This is a genomic window from Defluviimonas sp. SAOS-178_SWC (assembly GCF_039830135.1).
In the GTDB taxonomy this organism is placed as follows: domain Bacteria; phylum Pseudomonadota; class Alphaproteobacteria; order Rhodobacterales; family Rhodobacteraceae; genus Albidovulum.
Genome location: NZ_CP156081.1, coordinates 1,665,962 through 1,683,374, shown reverse-complemented (window position 1 = coordinate 1,683,374; position 17,413 = coordinate 1,665,962). Strand labels below are relative to the sequence as shown.

Annotated in this window: 19 protein-coding genes; 13 read left to right on the top strand and 6 right to left on the bottom strand. The window is 67.1% G+C overall.

Annotated elements, in window-relative coordinates:
* Nucleotides 1-91: 91 nt before the first annotated feature.
* Together V5734_RS09130 and V5734_RS09125 are read left to right on the top strand one after the other, a co-directional pair.
* On the top strand, nucleotides 92-1,009 hold the full coding sequence (locus V5734_RS09130) for a DMT family transporter (RefSeq protein WP_347313188.1): 918 nt from the start codon (nucleotides 92-94) through the stop codon (nucleotides 1,007-1,009).
* Nucleotides 1,010-1,059: 50 nt separating this feature from the next.
* Nucleotides 1,060-2,241, top strand: coding sequence for a cytochrome P450 (locus V5734_RS09125; RefSeq protein WP_347313187.1), 1,182 nt, complete (start codon nucleotides 1,060-1,062; stop codon nucleotides 2,239-2,241).
* Nucleotides 2,242-2,384: 143 nt separating this feature from the next.
* Here the strand turns inward: V5734_RS09125 and V5734_RS09120 are convergent, their stop codons facing one another.
* Entirely contained in the window at nucleotides 2,385-2,846 is a 462-nt protein-coding gene (locus V5734_RS09120; protein WP_347313186.1) for an Lrp/AsnC family transcriptional regulator, read from the bottom strand.
* A gap of 149 nt (nucleotides 2,847-2,995) precedes the next feature.
* Here V5734_RS09120 and V5734_RS09115 point away from each other — a divergent pair, with 149 nt between their 5' ends.
* The 6 genes from V5734_RS09115 to V5734_RS09090 all read left to right on the top strand — a co-directional run bounded on the left by V5734_RS09115 (nucleotide 2,996) and on the right by V5734_RS09090 (nucleotide 7,918).
* Nucleotides 2,996-3,301 carry a DUF2849 domain-containing protein gene (locus tag V5734_RS09115; RefSeq protein WP_347313185.1) on the top strand — a complete coding sequence of 102 codons (306 nt, stop codon included), beginning with the start codon at nucleotides 2,996-2,998 and terminating at the stop codon, nucleotides 3,299-3,301.
* Nucleotides 3,294-4,964 carry a nitrite/sulfite reductase gene (locus V5734_RS09110; RefSeq protein ID WP_347313184.1) on the top strand — a complete coding sequence of 557 codons (1,671 nt, stop codon included), beginning with the start codon at nucleotides 3,294-3,296 and terminating at the stop codon, nucleotides 4,962-4,964. The genes V5734_RS09115 and V5734_RS09110 overlap by 8 nt, the downstream gene beginning before the upstream one ends.
* A complete protein-coding gene (locus V5734_RS09105) occupies nucleotides 4,954-5,721 on the top strand; it encodes a phosphoadenylyl-sulfate reductase (protein ID WP_347313183.1) in 768 nt (255 codons plus the stop codon). Before V5734_RS09110 ends, V5734_RS09105 begins: the two co-directional genes overlap by 11 nt.
* Nucleotides 5,718-6,092 (top strand): DUF934 domain-containing protein, encoded by a 375-nt coding sequence (locus V5734_RS09100; protein ID WP_347313182.1) that lies wholly within the window; start codon nucleotides 5,718-5,720, stop codon nucleotides 6,090-6,092. The genes V5734_RS09105 and V5734_RS09100 overlap by 4 nt, the downstream gene beginning before the upstream one ends.
* Before the next feature lie 68 nt (nucleotides 6,093-6,160).
* On the top strand, nucleotides 6,161-6,988 hold the full coding sequence (locus tag V5734_RS09095) for a ferredoxin--NADP reductase (protein ID WP_347313181.1): 828 nt from the start codon (nucleotides 6,161-6,163) through the stop codon (nucleotides 6,986-6,988).
* 216 nt (nucleotides 6,989-7,204) lie between these two features.
* A complete protein-coding gene (locus V5734_RS09090; protein ID WP_347313180.1) occupies nucleotides 7,205-7,918 on the top strand; it encodes a hypothetical protein in 714 nt (237 codons plus the stop codon).
* A 120-nt stretch (nucleotides 7,919-8,038) separates the two neighbouring features.
* Here V5734_RS09090 and V5734_RS09085 read toward each other — a convergent pair whose 3' ends face one another.
* On the bottom strand, nucleotides 8,039-8,518 hold the full coding sequence (locus V5734_RS09085) for a hypothetical protein (RefSeq protein ID WP_347313179.1): 480 nt from the start codon (nucleotides 8,516-8,518) through the stop codon (nucleotides 8,039-8,041).
* Between the two features lie 222 nt (nucleotides 8,519-8,740).
* Here V5734_RS09085 and infC point away from each other — a divergent pair, with 222 nt between their 5' ends.
* Entirely contained in the window at nucleotides 8,741-9,229 is a 489-nt protein-coding gene (infC, locus tag V5734_RS09080; protein WP_432759675.1) for a translation initiation factor IF-3, read from the top strand.
* A gap of 63 nt (nucleotides 9,230-9,292) precedes the next feature.
* Nucleotides 9,293-10,075 carry a 23S rRNA (adenine(2030)-N(6))-methyltransferase RlmJ gene (locus V5734_RS09075; RefSeq protein WP_347313178.1) on the top strand — a complete coding sequence of 261 codons (783 nt, stop codon included), beginning with the start codon at nucleotides 9,293-9,295 and terminating at the stop codon, nucleotides 10,073-10,075.
* Nucleotides 10,076-10,190: 115 nt separating this feature from the next.
* On the opposite strand, the gene V5734_RS09070 is transcribed toward V5734_RS09075, so the two are convergent.
* The 3 genes from V5734_RS09070 to V5734_RS09060 form a co-directional block, all read right to left on the bottom strand.
* Nucleotides 10,191-11,210, bottom strand: coding sequence for a molybdopterin-binding protein (locus V5734_RS09070; protein WP_347313177.1), 1,020 nt, complete (start codon nucleotides 11,208-11,210; stop codon nucleotides 10,191-10,193).
* Nucleotides 11,207-12,181, bottom strand: a complete 975-nt coding sequence (locus V5734_RS09065; protein WP_347313176.1) for an XdhC family protein — start codon at nucleotides 12,179-12,181, stop codon at nucleotides 11,207-11,209. Before V5734_RS09065 ends, V5734_RS09070 begins: the two co-directional genes overlap by 4 nt.
* Before the next feature lie 173 nt (nucleotides 12,182-12,354).
* A complete protein-coding gene (locus V5734_RS09060) occupies nucleotides 12,355-12,825 on the bottom strand; it encodes a DUF1203 domain-containing protein (RefSeq protein WP_347313175.1) in 471 nt (156 codons plus the stop codon).
* Nucleotides 12,826-13,029: 204 nt separating this feature from the next.
* Here V5734_RS09060 and V5734_RS09055 point away from each other — a divergent pair, with 204 nt between their 5' ends.
* From V5734_RS09055 to V5734_RS09045, 3 genes are read left to right on the top strand one after another with little or no spacing between them, the layout of a single operon-like run.
* The gene (locus tag V5734_RS09055) at nucleotides 13,030-14,067 is read left to right on the top strand and encodes an AbrB family transcriptional regulator (RefSeq protein WP_347313174.1); all 1,038 of its coding nucleotides are present in this window, start codon (nucleotides 13,030-13,032) and stop codon (nucleotides 14,065-14,067) included.
* Between the two features lie 51 nt (nucleotides 14,068-14,118).
* The gene (locus tag V5734_RS09050) at nucleotides 14,119-14,742 is read left to right on the top strand and encodes a LysE family translocator (RefSeq protein ID WP_347313173.1); all 624 of its coding nucleotides are present in this window, start codon (nucleotides 14,119-14,121) and stop codon (nucleotides 14,740-14,742) included.
* Nucleotides 14,743-15,999, top strand: coding sequence for an MFS transporter (locus V5734_RS09045; protein WP_347313172.1), 1,257 nt, complete (start codon nucleotides 14,743-14,745; stop codon nucleotides 15,997-15,999).
* Here V5734_RS09045 and V5734_RS09040 read toward each other — a convergent pair.
* The gene (locus V5734_RS09040) at nucleotides 15,959-17,296 is read right to left on the bottom strand and encodes a hypothetical protein (protein ID WP_347313171.1); all 1,338 of its coding nucleotides are present in this window, start codon (nucleotides 17,294-17,296) and stop codon (nucleotides 15,959-15,961) included. The two genes, V5734_RS09045 and V5734_RS09040, sit on opposite strands and share 41 nt — an antisense overlap.
* Between the last annotated feature and the right edge of the window lie 117 nt (nucleotides 17,297-17,413).

The window sequence follows — 17,413 nt, the reverse complement described above, 5'->3', positions numbered from 1 at the left end:
CCCGACCTTTTTGTCGCTCCCGGAGGTGCGGGCGCGGGAACGGACGTGACAGCATCCGCCGGACCGATCCCTGCGCGGAGCCACGTCCGACGTGTCGACAGCCACCGAATTCCCCGCGCCGCGCAACCCGAGGCTTTGGGCGAACCTTGCCTGCATCGCCTCGATGGCGATATGGGCCGTGGGGTTTCCGCTCGCCGATGCGCTTCTGGCCACGCTCCCCCCGCTGACGGTTGCCGTTCTGCGCATGGCGCTGGCGGCCCTCTTTCTCGTCCCCGTCTGGGGGCTTGTCGAGGGCGGCGAGGTCTTGCGCCGCGTCGACTGGCAGAAAGGGCTCCGGGTCGGCGCCGTCGGCTTCGGGCTCGGCACGTGGCTTCTCATCTTCGCGCAGCAACGCACCGACGGCATCACGGTCGCGGTGATCGCCGCGACGATGCCGGTCACGGGGATCGCGCTTGAATGCCTCCATGACGGACGGCGGCTGAACGTCCGGCTCGTCACCGGGCTGATCCTCAGCATCGCGGGCGGCGTCGCCACCCATGCCGCGCGGATGGGGCATCTCGACATGGGGCTCGGCGCGCTCGCGGCTTTCGCCTCGGTCGTCGTCTTCAGCTGGGGATCGCGCGCGTCGGTCATGGCCCTGCCGGGCTGTTCGGCGCTGGCGCGCAGCGCCGTCACGCTGACAGGCGGGGCCGTGGCTCTGATCATCGTGCAGCTCGGCTGGGCGGCTTTGGGCGGCGACGGCATTCCCTGGGCCGAGATCGGACCGCACGAATGGAGCTACCTCGCGGTCTACGCGATCGGATCGCTCGCCCTGTCGCAGGTGCTTTTCCTCGTCGGGGTCGCCGGGCTCGGCATCGGCGTCGCCTCGATGCACATCAATATCGCCCCCTTCTACGTCATGCTCTTCGCGCTCGCCTTCGGCGCGGGATGGAGCTGGGGGCAAGGCGTCGGCGCCGCCGTGGTCGCGCTTGGCGTCATCATCGCCCAGGGCCGCGACCGCATGGCTTGAAACCCGCGCGCCACTCGGCTTAGCTCGCCCCGACCGTGTCCGGAGCCGCGATGCAGACCCTCAGCCAATCCCCGACCGCGGACACCTTCGTCCAGAACCCCTACCCGTTCTACGACCGCGCCCGAAAGGCTGGCCCGCTTTTTCGCTGGGAGGAGTACGGCCTCGTCTGCGCCACCTCCGCCACCGCCGTCGGCGCGATCCTGCGCGACCGCCGCTTCGGCCGCGAACTGCCCGAGGAAAAGCGCTGCCCGGTCCCGGATCACCTTCGTCCCTTCTACGCGGTCGAGGCGCATTCGATGCTGGAACTGGAGCCGCCCCGGCACACGCGGCTCCGCTCGCTCGTCCTCAGGGCCTTCACCTCGCGCCGCATCGCCGCCCTCGCGCCCGAGATCGCGGCGCTGTCCCACCACCTCATCGACGCCTTTCCCGCGAGCGAGTTCGACCTTCTCGACCATTTCGCCCGCAAGCTCCCGGTCATCATCATCGCCCGCCTCCTCGGCGTGCCGGAAGACCGGGCGGACGACCTCCTAAATTGGTCGAACGCGATGGTCGGCATGTATCAGGCCCGCCGCACCCGCGCGACCGAGGATGCCGCCGTCGCCGCGACAGAAGCGTTCGTCGCCTTCCTGCTCCGCCACATCGACCACCGCCGCGCGACGCCCGCCGACGATCTCCTCACCCACCTCATCGCCGCCGGGGCCGATGGCGAAAAACTGTCCACGGACGAACTCATCGCCACCTGCATCCTCCTCCTCAACGCCGGACACGAAGCGACGGTCCACACCCTGGGAAATGGCGTGAAAGCACTGATCGAAAACGGGTATGGCGCCGATACCCTCGCGCCGGACCGGGTCGAGGGCACCGTGGAGGAAATCCTCCGCCACGACCCCGCGCTCCACCTCTTCACACGCCACGCCTACGAAGACGTCGAGATCGCGGGCCACCGCTTCCGCCGCGGCGACGAGGTCGGCTGCCTGCTTGCCGCCGCCAACCGGGATCCCGGCCTCTGGGAAAAACCGGCTCGCTTCAACCCGGACCGCCCGGTCAAGGCGAACCTCAGCTTCGGCGCGGGCCTGCATTTCTGCGTCGGCGCGCCCCTGGCACGGCTCGAACTTCAGACCGCGCTCCCGATCCTCTTTGAGCGCCTCCCCGGCCTTTCAGTGACCGAACCGCCGCGCTACGCCAACCTCTACCACTTCCACGGCCTCGAAAGACTGATGTGCAAAGGCTAAGGCGTTTCGCGTCTTGTCCGGACCGGCACGGATCCGAATGCGAACAAGACAGGCTCGACTTCAGATGCAACGCGATCCCGAAACGCCCTGCCCCTTCATCTTGCCGGAAATATCCCGGGGTCCGGGGCAGCGCCTCGGACGCGTCACAGGGGCAGCAAGGTCGTCGACTTGATCTCCTCCATGCTCAGAAGCGCCGTCACGTTGTAGATCCGCACCTCCGAGATCAGCGCCTGGTAGAAGGTGTCATAGGCGCGGGCGTTCTTCACCCGCACTTTCAGGATATAGTCGATGTCGCCCGCCAGCCGGTGCGCCTCCATCACTTCGGGCCGGGCCTTGAGTGCCCGAAGGAACTTGTTCTGCCAGTCGGCCTCGTGCTCCGACGTGCGGATCAGCACGAAGAAACAGGCTTCCAGCCCGAGCGACTCGGGATCCAGAAGCATCGTCTGCCGGCCGATCACGCCGGCGTCCTTCATCTTGCGGATTCGGTTCCAGACCGGCGTCTTCGACGAGCCGACCTTGCGGGCGATCTCGTCCAGCGACTGCCCGGCATCCTCCTGCAGCTGGCCAAGAATTTTCCGATCCACCTCGTCGAGCCGGACAGACATTCGCTTTTCCCTCCGAATCTGAAATGCGGGTCCAAGTATTGCCGATGTACGGAACATTCATCCTTATTGGCAAGGGTATCTGGCGCCATTATGGGAAAATTTCCTATATAGGGCGAGAACAAAGCCGCCTCGCCACAAAGGACCGTTCCATGAGCCGCGCCTTCACTCCGAAAGTCGTCACCGCGAATGCGTTGATCGAGGGCGACGTGGTCTACCTCACCGCCGACGACCGCTGGACCCGCGACCACGCCGAAGCGGAGCTGATCGAGGACGAGGCCCATGCCCAGATCCGGCTCCTCAAGGCGGACCGGCAGCGCGACCTCGTCGTGGGCGCCTACCTCGCCGACGCGAAGCGCGGGGCGCAGGGGCCCGAGCCGGTGCATTTCCGAGAGGAATTCCGAACCCGCGGCCCATCGAATTATCCGCACGGCAAGCAGGAGGCCGGCCATGTATGAATATTCCGACTTCGACGAAGCCTTCGTCCGCCGGCGCAACGCCCAGTTCCGTGCCCAGGTGGAACGCCGCATCGACGGCTCGCTGACGGAAGATGAATTCCGTCCGCTGCGGCTGAAGAACGGCCTCTACCTCCAGCTTCACGCCTACATGCTGCGCATCGCCATTCCCTACGGCACGATCAGTCCCGACCAGATGCGCCAGCTCGCGATGATCGCCGACCGCTGGGACAAGGGCTACGGCCACTTCACCACGCGCACGAACATCCAGTTCAACTGGCCGAAACTGTCGGACGTGCCCGACATCCTCGAAGCTCTGGCCGACGTGCAGATGCATTCGATCCAGACGAGCGGAAACACGATCCGCAACGTCACCGCCGACCATTTCGCCGGCGCCGCCGCCGACGAGATCGAGGATCCGCGCCCGACGGCGGAGCTCATTCGCCAGTGGTCGACCGACCATCCCGAATTCCAGTTCCTGCCGCGCAAGTTCAAGATCGGCGTCACCGGCTCACCCAACGACCGTGTCGTGACCAAGTCGCACGATATTGGCCTGCGCATCGTGCGCGGCGGCTCCGGTCAGACCGGCTACGAGGTGCTGGTGGGCGGCGGGCTTGGCCGCACGCCGATGGTGGCGCAGGTGATCCGGCCCTTCCTGAAGAAGGCCGACCTTCTGCCCTATCTCGAGGCGATCGTCTCGACCTACAACGTGATGGGCCGGCGCGACAACAAGTTCAAGGCGCGCGTCAAGATCACCGTGTTCGAGAACGGTATGGAAAAGTTCCGCGACGCCGTCGAGGAACGCTTCAAGCAGACCCGTACCGAGTTCTCCGGCGCCGATCAGGAGGTGCTGCGCGAGATCGAGGGCCATTTCACCGCCCCGGCCTTCCGCGCCGCCCCCACGGCTGCCTATGACGAGGCGCGCCGCGCCGATCCGGTCTTCCGCTCGTGGAGCGATACCAACCTGACGGCGCACCGCGCGCCGGGCTACGCCATCGTCACCGTTTCGCTCAAGGCGCATGGCGCCACGCCGGGCGATGCCACTTCGGCGCAGATGCGCCTGCTGGCCGATCTGGCGGACAGGTACGGCCACGGAGAGCTGCGCATCAGCCACGAGCAGAACGTCGTTCTGCCGCATGTCCACAAATCCGACCTGCCGGCGCTGCACGCGGCGCTGAAGACCGATGGGCTTGCCACCGCCAATATCGGCCTTGTCTCGGATATCATCGCCTGCCCCGGCATGGATTACTGCACGCTGGCAACCGCCCGGTCGATTCCGGTCGCCACCCAGATCGCCACGCACTTCAAGGCCATCGGGCTGGAGGAGGAAATCGGCGCGCTCAAGATCAAGATCTCGGGCTGCATCAACGCCTGCGGCCATCACCATGTCGGCCATATCGGCATTCTCGGGCTCGACCGCGCCGGGGTGGAAAACTATCAGATCACGCTCGGCGGCGATCACACCGAAAACATGGTGATCGGCGAACGCGCCGGCCCCGGCTTCGCCTATGACGAGATCGTGCCGGCGATCGAACGGCTGCTGCGGGCCTACCTCGCGCTCCGCGACGACCGGAGCGAGACCTTCCTCGACGCCTATCGCCGTCTCGGGGCGGAGCCGTTCAAGGCCGCGCTCTACCCCGCCGAGGCGGCCCGCGATGCCGCTTGAGGCGCCTTTCCCTTCGCTGGACCAAAGGGTCGCGGCGCTGAACGACCGCTACCGTCACCATTCGGCGACGGCAGTGCTCGAACGCGCGTTGAACGACCCCGAGGTCGGCAGCCTGGCGCTCGTCTCGTCGTTCGGGGCAGAATCGGTCGTGCTCTTGCACCTCGTCTCGGTCATCGCGCCCGGCACGCCGGTGATCTTCATCGACACCCAGATGCTTTTTCCCGAGACGCTGGCATACCAGCGCGAACTGGCCGACAAGCTGAACCTCACCGATGTCCGCACCATCCGCGCCGACCGGCGGGATACCGATTTCGAGGATCCGGACGGCACGCTTCACCAGTTCAACACTGACGCCTGCTGCAACCTGCGCAAGGTCGTGCCGCTCGAACGCGCGCTTCTGGGTTTCGATGGCTGGATCACCGGTCGCAAGCGCTTCCAGTCGGGCACCCGCGCCGCGCTCGAGTTCTTCGAGAACGAGGAAGACAAGCGGCTCAAGGTCAACCCGCTCGCCCATTGGGGCCGCGAAGACCTTGAGGACTACATGGTCAACAACCGCCTGCCGCGCCATCCCCTGGTCGCGAACGGCTATCCTTCGATCGGCTGCGCGCCCTGCACGAGTCCGGTCAAGGAAGGTGAGGATCCGCGCGCAGGTCGCTGGCGGGGAACGCAAAAACAGGAATGCGGCATCCATTTCATCGATGGAAAGGCCGTGCGCGGCCCGCTGCCGCAGAACGAAGCGAAGGAGACCGCAGCATGAGCGTGATCGTGCGCGACGACGGCTTTCACGCCGAGGACTACCAGGGCGACAAGGCAATCGACATCGCCGCCGACACCCTGCCCGAGGCCCTGCCCCGGAGCTTCGACGGGATCGACCTTATCCGGGTGGCTTTCCCGGCCTTCTCTGACGGGCGCGGCTTCACCCTCGCCCGTCAGCTTCGCTGGCGCGGATATGCGGGGCGGCTTCGCGCGGCGGGGCCGGTCATTTCCGACCAGTACGCGATGGCCCGACGCTCGGGCTTCGACGAGGTCGAAATCCCCGACGACCTCGCTGCCCGGCAGCCCGAGGCGCAGTGGGTCTTCCGCGCCGACTGGCGCGAGCATGACTATCGGTCGCGGCTGAAAGCCTGATCCCGGGGTTTCCCCAATTCGAAAACCTGCATAGAAGGATGGGCGGGCAATGCGCGCCCTTGTGGAACATGAACGATCTGAAAACCGTGAACGACGCTTCTGCCAAACCCGTCCGCACGCTGCCCGATGCCCAGACCGTGACCGAGGTCCGGCACTGGACCGAGCGACTCTTCTCGTTCCGCGTGACGCGGCCGCAGTCGCTGCGGTTCCGGTCCGGCGAATTCGTGATGATCGGGCTTCTGGACGAGCGCGGCAAACCCCTGCTCCGGGCCTATTCCATCGCCTCGCCCTCCTGGGACGAGGAGCTGGAATTCTACTCCATCAAGGTGCCAGACGGGCCGCTCACCTCTAAGCTCCAGCACATCCAGCCGGGCGACGAGATCATCCTGCGCCCGAAGCCGGTGGGCACGCTGGTCCTCGACGCGCTCCTGCCGGGCAAGCGGCTCTGGTTCCTCGCCACGGGCACAGGGATCGCGCCCTTCGCCTCGCTGATGCGCGACCCGGAAACATACGAGAAGTACGAGCAGGTCGTGATGATGCACACCTGCCGAGAGGCGGCGGAGCTGGAATACGGCCGGCAACTGGTCGAGAGCCTGAAGGACGATCCGCTGATCGGCGAATTCGTCGGCGACAAGCTGAAATACTACCCGACGACCACGCGGGAAGAGAGCGCCCATATGGGCCGGATCACCGACAACCTGACTTCGGGCAAGGTCTTCGCCGATCTCGGCATTCCGCCGATGGACAAGGAACTTGACCGCGCCATGGTCTGCGGATCGCTTGCGTTCAACCACGACGTCAAGGCGGTGCTGGAAAGCTTCGGCCTGCGCGAGGGCGCGAATTCCGAACCGCAGGAATACGTGGTCGAAAAGGCCTTTGTCGGCGACGGGATCTAAACCCCCGCATCTTCGGCCGGACTGTTGACGGATATGCACCAACGGCACACCCGTTGGAGGCTTCAAACCGGTCCGCGGCAGAGTTCGATTGACAACCCGTGCTGCCCGGTGCTGATTGCCGGCACGACCATTGTATTTTCAGGTGCAATTTTGCCAATCGATACCTCCACAGCGGACGCGAATTTCTCTGTCGCGTCCCGAGCCGCGCCTTCCTCCATGTCCACATCTCCGTCCGCGGTCATGCTCGACCCCGCGCATGTGCTCAGGCTCCTGACCGTCATCATCCTGGTCTTCGGCTTCCTGCATCTCATCTCGATGCCGGTCTATGTCGAGGGCATGAAGGCGGCGGACGGGTTCTACGTGCGCCTTGCACGGAAGGTCATGCTGCAGACCGAACGCGCGGTACCGACCTGGTTTGCGGCCTTCCTCCTCGCGCTCAACATGGTGCTGCTGTGGTTCAGCGGCACGGCCATCCGCCAGCTTGGGCGAGGCTCCGGGCTGCACTGGTTTTTCCTGTCGGCGATCTTCGCCTTCCTGTCGCTCGACGAATCGCTTGTCATCCACGAGGCGATCGGGGTGGCGGTTTCACGCCTGCTCGACGCGAAGGGTCTGCTGACCTTCCCGTGGATCGTGCCGGGGGCGGTCTTCACGACAATCGTCGCGCTCGCTTACGTGGGCTTCCTGCGCCGGCTGCCTCGTCGTACCGCGCTGCTCTTCGTTGCGTCGGGCGCCATCTTCGTCGGCGGCGCGCTTGGGATGGAGGCGATCGAATCCTACACGGTATCCAGGGTCGGCTTCGGCAGGCTTTACTACCTGCAGGTCCTCGTCGAGGAATGCCTGGAGATGTTCGGCCAGGCTCTGTTCGCCTATGCGATCCTGGACCATCTGGCCAGGCTCGACGTGCCGTTCCGCATCAGTTCGGGAAGGTGATCCGGCCGCCGGATCGGCGTGAAGCCCCGGCGCGAGGTCCGGCAAGCCGGACATCCGACAGGAACCCGGACGCGAAAACGGCCGCGCCCGACGGGCGCGGCCGTCCTTCCTTGGCCGAGATCAGAGGCCGAGCGCGGCCTTGACCTGGTCGAGCGCGGCTTTCAGAAGCTCGGGGCTGTCCTTCGCGGTTTCGACCGCCGATTTCAGCGTTGCCTTCGTCGCGTCGTCGAGGGACGAGCCGTCGATGGCCGCGTTGACCGCGTCGGCGTCGAAGTTCGCGGGGTCGAAGATATCGGACATCGCTTCGGCGGCGCCGGTCGCGGTTTCGGTGACGGCGGCTGCGGCCTCCTCGGCGGCCTTCGCGGCGGCTTCTTCCGCGGCCTTCGCGGCGGCAGCGGCCGTTTCTTCGGCGGCCTTCGCCTCTTCGGCGGCCTTCGCGGCGGCTTCTTCCTCGGCCTTCTTGGCGGCCGCGGCCGCGTCTTCGGCGGCTTTCTGGGCCATCGCGGCTTCTTCGGCGGCCTTCTGCGCCGACGAATAATACCAGTAGCCGCCGCCCGCGAGGACGACGATCAGCGCTGCGATCAGAAGATTCCGGTTCATGGTGCGATCCTTCAATGGTCAGGAAGACAGAGTGTCGCGGTCGCTATGACAGAAAGGCCCGCGCTGGAAAAGGGCAAGGGCCCGTCCCTAACAGGAAACCGGCTTGAATCAGCCATCCGGGGCGACTAATTTGCGCGCCACAGAATTGGCCACGACAGAAGGAATGACACCATAGCCCGCAGACCGCACAACGCCCCGCCGCAACGCGACACGGGACCCCGCGTGAACGACCGGATCCGCGCCCCCGAGATTCGCCTGATTGGCGCCGAGGGCGAAAACGTCGGGGTCGTGACCCCGGCCCGTGCCATGCAGATGGCCGAGGAAGTCGGTCTCGACCTCGTCGAGATTTCGCCAAACGCTGTGCCGCCGGTCTGCAAGATCATGGATTTCGGCAAGTTCAAATACGAACAGCAGAAGAAAGAAGCCGAGGCGCGCAAGAAGCAGAAGATCATCGAGATCAAGGAAATCAAGTTCCGCCCCGGCACCGACACGCATGACTACGACGTCAAGATGCGCTCGGTGAAGAAGTTCCTCGAGGAAGGCGACAAGGTGAAGGTCACGCTGCGCTTCCGCGGCCGCGAGATGGCGCACCAGGAACTTGGCCTCGAACTCCTGAAGCGCGTCGCGGCCGATGTCGAGGAGATCGGCAAGATCGAGAACATGCCGAAGCTCGAAGGCCGCCAGATGGTGATGATGATCGGCCCGAAATAGGCCGGTTCCGACCGACCATATCGGCCCTCCCGGCGGGAGGGCCTTTTCATTCCGGGGTGCCCGATGCTTTCCTATCAGCACATCTACCACGCCGGAAACCTCGCCGACGTGCACAAGCACGCGCTTCTTGCCGCAATGCTGGGATATCTCACCCGGAAGGACAAACCGCTCTCCTACCTCGAAACCCATGCCGGGCGCGGTCTTTACGCGCTCGACGCGGCCGAGGCGCTGAAGACCGGAGAAGCAGCGGCGGGGATCGGACGGGCGGAGGCGCTCTTTCCGCCGGATCATCCCTATCTGCGGGTTCTGGCCGACGTCCGCGCCCGCTATGGCGCGTCGGCCTATCCCGGCTCGCCGCTCGTCGCGGCCATGTCCCTGCGCCCGGGCGACCGGATGCATCTTGCCGACCTTCATCCGCAGGAATTCGCTGCCCTCAAAGCCACTATTGGCCCGTATGGTGCCGATTGCCGGCAGGAGGACGGAGCGCGCTTCGCCCTCGCCCGCACCCCGCCTGACCCGCGCCGGGGGCTCATGCTGATCGACCCGAGCTACGAGGTGAAGGCCGACTACGCCGCGCTACCGCCGCTGATCGGCAATATCCACGCGAAGTGGAACGTGGGCGTGATCGTTCTCTGGTATCCGATCCTCGCCCGCGCCGCGCATCTGCCGATGCTGGCCGAGCTTGATCGCATGGCGCTGCCGAAGGCGCTGCGCCACGAGGTTCGCTTTCCGCCCGCGAAGGAGGACCACGGCATGACCGGAAGCGGCCTCTTCATCGTCAATGCTCCATTCGGCACTGCTGAGGCGGCCGACCAGCTTTCCGGGATCTTCTCCGGGCTTTCGTGAATGGGTAAATGGCGCCCGGGCCGTGTCATCACACCGCCGCGCCCAGAAAAGCCAGACGCGTGACGTCCGAACCGGATGGCACGTTGCCAAATGCTCCCCTCCCCACCCGCCCTGATTAGCCCCGGGCTGGTCGCGCCTCCCGCGGCGCGGGTCGAATCGGGATTTCCTTCAAAAGCCCGCCCACCCCCATCGCGGCGATATCCAGATCGCTCACCTCGATCCCGCAGGCCAGACGCTCCAGAGCCCAGTCCGCGCCGTTGAGCGCCGGGGATCGCGCGCAGCTCGGCAGCCCGATCAGGGGCCGGTCGCCAAACGATCCGAGGAACAACAGATTCCCCGGATCGACCGGCATCCCGAACCGCGCGACATGGCCGCCCGCCGCCCGCACCGCCTCCGGCGCCGTGTCATGCAGGTCCGACGTGGCCGCCCCGGTCAGGATCAGCGCCATCTCGCCCCGGAGCCCCTTCAGCGCCGCCGCGATCGCGCCGGTCTCATGCGGCACCGTCACGACCTCGGCAAGGTCCATCCCGAGCGCGCGGAGCCGCCCGGCCACCGCCTCGCACCCCTTGCGCGCCAGCTTGTCGTCGGCCCCGCCACCGCCCGCCACGGTCAGGATCAGCCCGGCCGACCGGCGCGCGACGGATCGGACCCGGACCGCCCCCCCGGCCGCCGCGCAGGCAGCGTCCAGCACCGCCCCCGCGACCGCATATGAGATTACCTTGACCGTCCCGACGAGCATACCGGGCGTCGCACGCGTATAGGGCGCGAGCGTCGCGAAGGTCAGCGCCGGATCGAGCCGGTTCAGCGCATGGATGCGGTCGACGTCGATGTCGACGATCCCCGGCACCGTCGCATTCAGGTTGACCCGGCCGGCATGCGGAGCCGTCAGCTTTAGCCCGGCAAGGCCCGGATCGGGGACCAGAGCCGAGGCAAGCCGCTGGGCGGCCGCATCCTCGCCGACATCGCCGGGGTCGAGCCGCGCGACGGTCACCAGGGCGATGCCCGCCGCCGCCAGCGCCGCGACATCTTCCGCCGCCAGCACCCGGCCTTTCGGCAATTTCCGCCCGCCGACCATCAGCGAATGCGCCAGCACCGCGCCCCCGGCCTCCGCGACCGGCACAGGCCCGAATCTCATGCCCCGCGCCTCAGCACCCGGGTGATCTCGGCCAGCACCGACACCGCGATCTCGGCGGGCGACTGCGCGCCGATGTCATGGCCGACAGGCGCGTGGATCCGCGCGATCTCCGCGTCGGAAAATCCCGCCTCGACCAGACGCGCCACCCGCTTGGCATGGGTGCGAGTGGAGCCAAGGCAGCCGAGATAGAAGACCTCCGACCGCAGCGCCGCGATGATCGCCGGGTCGTCGAGCTTGGGATCATGGGTCAGGGTGACGACAGCCGTGCGGGCATCGAGCCCGACGGCCTCCAGCGCCTCGTCCGGCCAGTCGTGGCTGATCGTCTCGCCGGGAAAGCGCATGGCCGACCCGAACGCCTCGCGCGGATCGACGATCAAGGGATCGTAGCCGCAGGTCCGCGCCATCGCGACCAGCGGCTGTGCGATATGGACCGCCCCGACGATGACCATCCGCAAGGGCGGGTTGTGGATCGCGACGAACTCCGTGCCCTCGACACCCGATCGGTCCGCCCGGAACCTCTCCGCAAACCCCTCTCCGGCCGGGACGAGCCGCCGCGCCCAGCTTTCGAGGTCGACGCCATAGGCCACCGGCCGTCGCTCCGCGCGCGCCGAGACGATTTCCGCCAGCATCTCTTCCGACAATCCGACGCCCACCGGCTCGACCAGAACCCGGATCGTGCCCCCGCAGGCAAGACCCACCGCGAACGCTTCCTCGTCGCTCACGCCGAAGGCCAGGATCCGCGACCGGCCGTCCGCCAGCGCCGCCCGCGCCTCCTCGACAACCGCGCCCTCGACGCAGCCGCCGGACACCGAGCCCATCATCTCGCCCGTGCCCGAGACCACAAGCTGGCTGCCCACCGGCCGCGGCGCCGAGCCCCAGGTCTCGATCACCGTCGCGAGGGCCGCCCCTGCCCCGCCCCGTTGCCAGTCGAGCGCGATCTCGGGAATCCTGTCGTGGTCCGGCCTGTCCATCATCGCTCCTCCAGAGCCGACTATGGCGCCGGCCAACTCCGTCCGCCAGAGGCAAAGCGCCCCTCGGATCCCGCTGGAAGGAAATGCCTCCGCCGGAGGCGACCTGAGCCGCCCCTTCGCAAGAAGGGGCGGCGAGGCAGGAACAACGGCCCCGCTACGGGGCCGCAATCGGATCACCTCCGGCGAATGCGGAGCTGGAAGCAGTTGTTGCGCGCCGATCTAACATCGACGAAGGCAACGTTCGGATCCGCCAGCAGCTCCCCGGCATAGGCCTCGACCCCGGACTGCACCACGATACGCCCGGAGCCGTAGAGGATCCGGTGATCCGCCGTATAGCCTTTCACGAGGTAGTCCGGGCTGGTCCGCAGGATCGGCGGCACGCCTTCACCCGGCCAGCGGGCGCAGTCGCCGGCGCACAGGAAGATCGGCCCGCATTCCGCATAGGGTTGCAAGGCGGGAAACGGGCGATGCGCGAGGATCAGGTACTCCTCGCCTGCCGGGACGTGGCCGAGGCAATGGCGGCAGGGCGCGCCGTCGCCGCTCGACACCGCGCCACGCTCCGGCGGCAGGCCGTTCGCGTCGGGACCGCCGGCGCGCAGCGCTGCCACTTCCACACTGTCCATGGCCTCGAAAACCAGGTTCATATCAACCTCCTCCGGTATCTGATCGGTTGACCTAACGTGCCGTGACAATTCCCCGCCACCCGGTCCTTGCGCATTGCTCAAGGCACGACGCAATCCGGCAGGCGCACGAGCCCGCGAGGCGGCCATACGGGCATCTGCGCGTCAGGCTCCTGTCAGTCTTGTGAGGTGCAGGTGCCGGCGTGCCGCCGAAAGAACCCCCGATCGATGCCGTTCACCCCCGCCCGCCTTCGCACAATCGCCGCCGCGCTCCTGGGTGCGGGGGTCTTCCTCGCCGCGGGCTGGCCCCTGCCGCTTCTCCTCGGACCGATGCTCGGTTGTCTTGTCGCGGCGCTCTTCGGGATGACCCTGCGCGACATGGGCGGATTCGGCACGTTCATGCGCTCCTATCTCGGTGTCGCCATCGGCTCGACCGTCACGCCCGCATTGATCGCCGGTCTGCCCGCGCATGGCGCCTCCCTCGCCCTCGTGCCGGCCTTCGTGGTCGTCATCGGCGGTCTCGGCTATCCGTTCTTCCGAAAGGTGATGGGTTTTGACCACGCCACCGCCTTCTACTCCGCCATGCCCGGCGGCCTTCAGGACATGCTGATCTTCGGCGAAGAGGCCGGCGGCGACGTGCGCGCGATGAGCCTCATCCACGCCACCCGCGTCCTCGTCATCGTCACCGCCGCCCCGTTCCTGATGACCGCGTTCTACGGCGCCGACCTGACGCGGTCGCCGGGGCTTTCCTTTCGTGATCTGCCCTACGGCGAGATGGCGCTGATGCTGGTGGCCGGTCCGGTCGGATGGAAGCTTGCCGAGCGCGCCGGGATGTTCGGCGCCTCGATCCTCGGGCCATTGATCCTGACGGCGATCCTCACCATGTCGGGCTTCATCACCCACCGGCCTCCGGCGGAGCTGCTTTGGGCCGCGCAGTTCTTCATCGGCCTCACGGTCGGCGCGAAATATTCCGGCATCACGGCGCAGGAGTTGCGTGTCGATGTCGGCGCCGGTCTTGCCTTTGCCACCCTTCTGGCCCTCGTCTCGCTCCTTTTCATCGAGGGCGTCACCTTCGTGTCCGACGCGCCGTTCGTAGACATCCTCCTGTCGTTCCTGCCCGGCGGCCAGGCAGAAATGGCGATGATCGCGATCGTCGCCGGCGCCGATGTCGGCTTCGTCGTCGCGCACCATCTGACCCGGATCTTCTTCGTCATTCTCGTCGCGCCGATCGTCGGCCGGGCCGGCGGAAGGCGCGGCAGGCGTTGACATGGCGCGCCGCGCGTGGCTCGCTCGCGCCGGTCCCTTCAGGAGTCGCCCATGTCCTTTGAGCTTTGGCTTGCCTTCGTCGCCGCCTCGTCGGTTCTCCTGGCGATTCCGGGGCCGACGGTCATCCTCGTGCTGAGCTACGCGCTGAGCCAGGGCCGAAAGGTGGCGCTGGCCACTGCCGCCGGCGTGGCGCTTGGCGATTTCGTCGCGATGACCGCGTCGCTTCTCGGGCTCGGCGCCCTCGTGCTGGCCTCGGCCACGCTGTTCACCGCGCTGAAATGGGTGGGTGCCGTCTATCTGGTGTGGCTCGGGGTCAAACTTCTCAGGTCTCGTCCCGTAAGCAGCCTCGGCGTCGACACCTCGGCCGCGCTTCCTGCGCACGGGGTCTTCGGCCATGCCGCCGCCGTCACCGCGCTCAACCCGAAATCCATCGCCTTCTTCATCGCCTTCGTGCCGCAGTTCCTGCACACCGAAGCCCCGCTCGCCCCTCAGTTCGCGATCCTGATCGCGACCTTCGTGACACTCGCCACGCTCAACGCGCTCGCCTATGCGCTCCTCGCCGCGGGAATGCGGGAAAGGATGCGGAGGCCCTCCACCCGGCTCTGGCTCAACCGGGTCGGCGGCGGGGCGCTGATCGGCATGGGGCTTCTGACCGCGACGCTGAGGCGCGCCTGAGTGAGCGTGTCCCTTCTCGCCCCCCTTGCGAACCGCACCTTCGCCCGCCTCTTCGGCGCACAGGTGACGGCACTTCTCGGGACGGGCTTGCTGACGATCGCACTCGCGCTTCTCGCCTACGACATCGCCGGGGCGCAGGGAGGTCTTGTCCTCGGCTTCGCCCTGACGCTGAAAATGGTCGCCTATGTCGGCATCGCGCCCATTGCGAACGCGGTTCTCGGCCACCTGCCGAGGCGCGAGCTTCTCGTGGCGCTCGACATCGTTCGCGCCGCAATCGCGCTCATGCTGCCCTTCGTGACCGAGATCTGGCAGATCTACGTCCTGATCTTCGCGCTCCAGACCGCCTCGGCCGCCTTCACCCCGACCTTTCAGGCGACGATCCCCGACATATTGCCGGACGAGCGAACCTATACCTCGGCACTTTCGCTCTCGCGCCTCGCGCTCGACGTCGAGAACCTGGCAAGCCCGGCGCTCGCGGCGCTCCTCCTGACGCTGCTCCCTGCGAACGCGCTTTTCTTCGGGACGGCGCTGGGGTTCCTCGGCTCCGCAGCGCTTGTGTGGCGGGCCAATCCACCCCGCGCCGCCAGCCGGCCGGCAGGAAATGTCTGGCAGCGGACCTCGGCCGGGACGCGGATCTTTCTCGCGACACCCCGCCTCAGGGGGCTTTTCGCGCTGAACTTCGCGGCGGCGGCCGGCGGTGCGATGGTCATCGTCAACACGGCCGTGATCGTCGGCACGCTCTTCGGCGGCAGCAAGGCCTCCGTCGCCATCGCCACCGGGGCGTTCGGCGTCGGCTCGATGATCGCCGCCCTTGCCCTGCCACGGCTTCTCGGCACCCTGCCCGACAGGCTCGTGATGCTGACCGGCGCCGTCGGGTTGAGCGTCAGCCTGATCTTCGGGGCCGTCATCCTCGCCCTCGCCCCCGCCTTCGCGGCGGATCTCTGGCCCACCTATCTTCTCTGGATGGCGGCGACCGGACTTGCCTATTCCACAATTCTGACCCCGACCGGCAGGCTCCTGCGGCGCTCCGCCGACGCCGGCGAACGCCCGGCCCTTTTCGCCGCGCAATTCGCGCTATCGCATCTTTGCTGGCTCGTCACCTATCCGCTCGCCGGCCTTCTCGGCGCCTGGGCGGGGATGACCACGGCGGCGGTCCTGCTCGGACTTCTCGCGGCGCTGGCGACGCTGGGCGCGATGCGGCTCTGGCCGCGCGCCCTCACCGATCCGGCGGCGTCGGACGGAAGAGAACCCGGCTGACCGGCACGCCCCCGTCGTCGCGCGACGATACCGTCTCGCAAGTGCCGAACGGCTTCAGGAAGGGGAAGCTGCCCGATCCCTTGCGGATATCCATCAGCATGAGGCTGCCGGGATGGAAACAGGCGCTGAGGAACGGCCCCAACCGCTGGACCTTGTGGATATCGCCGAAGCCCGAGAGGTTGCAGACGAGATCGAAAGGCACAAGCTCCGCCGCGTCGCGAACGACGCTGACCCGGTGCGCCGGGACGCCCGCCGCCGAAAGCGCCGTGAGATATCGCGGAACCCAGGCGCTTTCGGTTTTCGCGAACGCGCCGCGCCCGTCGATGTCGACAAGGACGATCCGGCAGCCATCCCGGGCATGCGCCGCCAGCGCCAGCGGTTGCGCCGTGCCGCCGAGATCGGCCAGCGTCCCGATCCGTGAGCCTTCGGGAAGCAGGTCGAGAAGGTCCGCATCCTCGGCCGTGCCGCCCCTCTCCTCGATGATTGCCTTCTCGGCCGGGATCCCATGCCGTGCCGCCAGCATCTCCAGATAAGAGCCCTTCGGCGGCAGGCCGCCATGCCGCAGCGCGATCTCGCGCCGGTTCGCCGCCCAAAGCGGCAGCGCCGTCGTCCGCCCGGTCAGCATCGCCTCGACCTTGCCGGGGTCTTGGAGAAAGAGCCGGCGTTCGGGAAGGTTGACCGGATAGAACGCATCGGCAGGCTGCATCTTGCCCTTCAGCCGGTGCCGGTCGGCGAAATGGGTGATCATCGGCGCGCCCCAGACACCGGCCGGCTGACGGCTGGCATGGACCGGGTTGCCGGCGATTTTCGCGGCCTCGTACGCCTCGATCAGAGATTTCTTGAGGTATGGCGGGACCGCGAAGGGATCGGACATGAAGCCGGCCAGATCGGCGAGGATCGGGCTGTGGACCGGCAGGCCGAGGACCGACACACCGACCCGATCGCCCTCCGACGTCTCGTAGCCAAGCACGTAATCGCCGTCATAGCCCATCGGCCGGTGGCAATAGACATCCGGATCGACCCAGATCGTGCCGGAGCAGTTGCGGAGCATCCGGATGCGGAACCAGTCCGCGAAAAGCGCGTCGTTCACCACGGTTCCGTCTGCCGCCAGCGCATCGGCCTCGACGATCTCGCGCCCGTCGCGGCGGATCACGCCCTCGGGCACGTTCGGAACATCGGCATAGGAAAACAGCGTGACCTTCTGGCCCTTGTCGACAAAGGATTTCAGGCAGAGCTGCTCGAACCAGCTCAGCCGGCCGCCGGTCCAGAGCGTTGCGACTTCCCTCCTGCGTGCCATTGCCTGCCTTCGGTTTCCTCGGCCACCGGGGCCCTTGTTTTCCCGGCATTCTGAGCGATGAACCGGGCATTGCAAACCCTTGATCCCCCGCTCAGGAGACTGCCGCCCTTTGCGAGA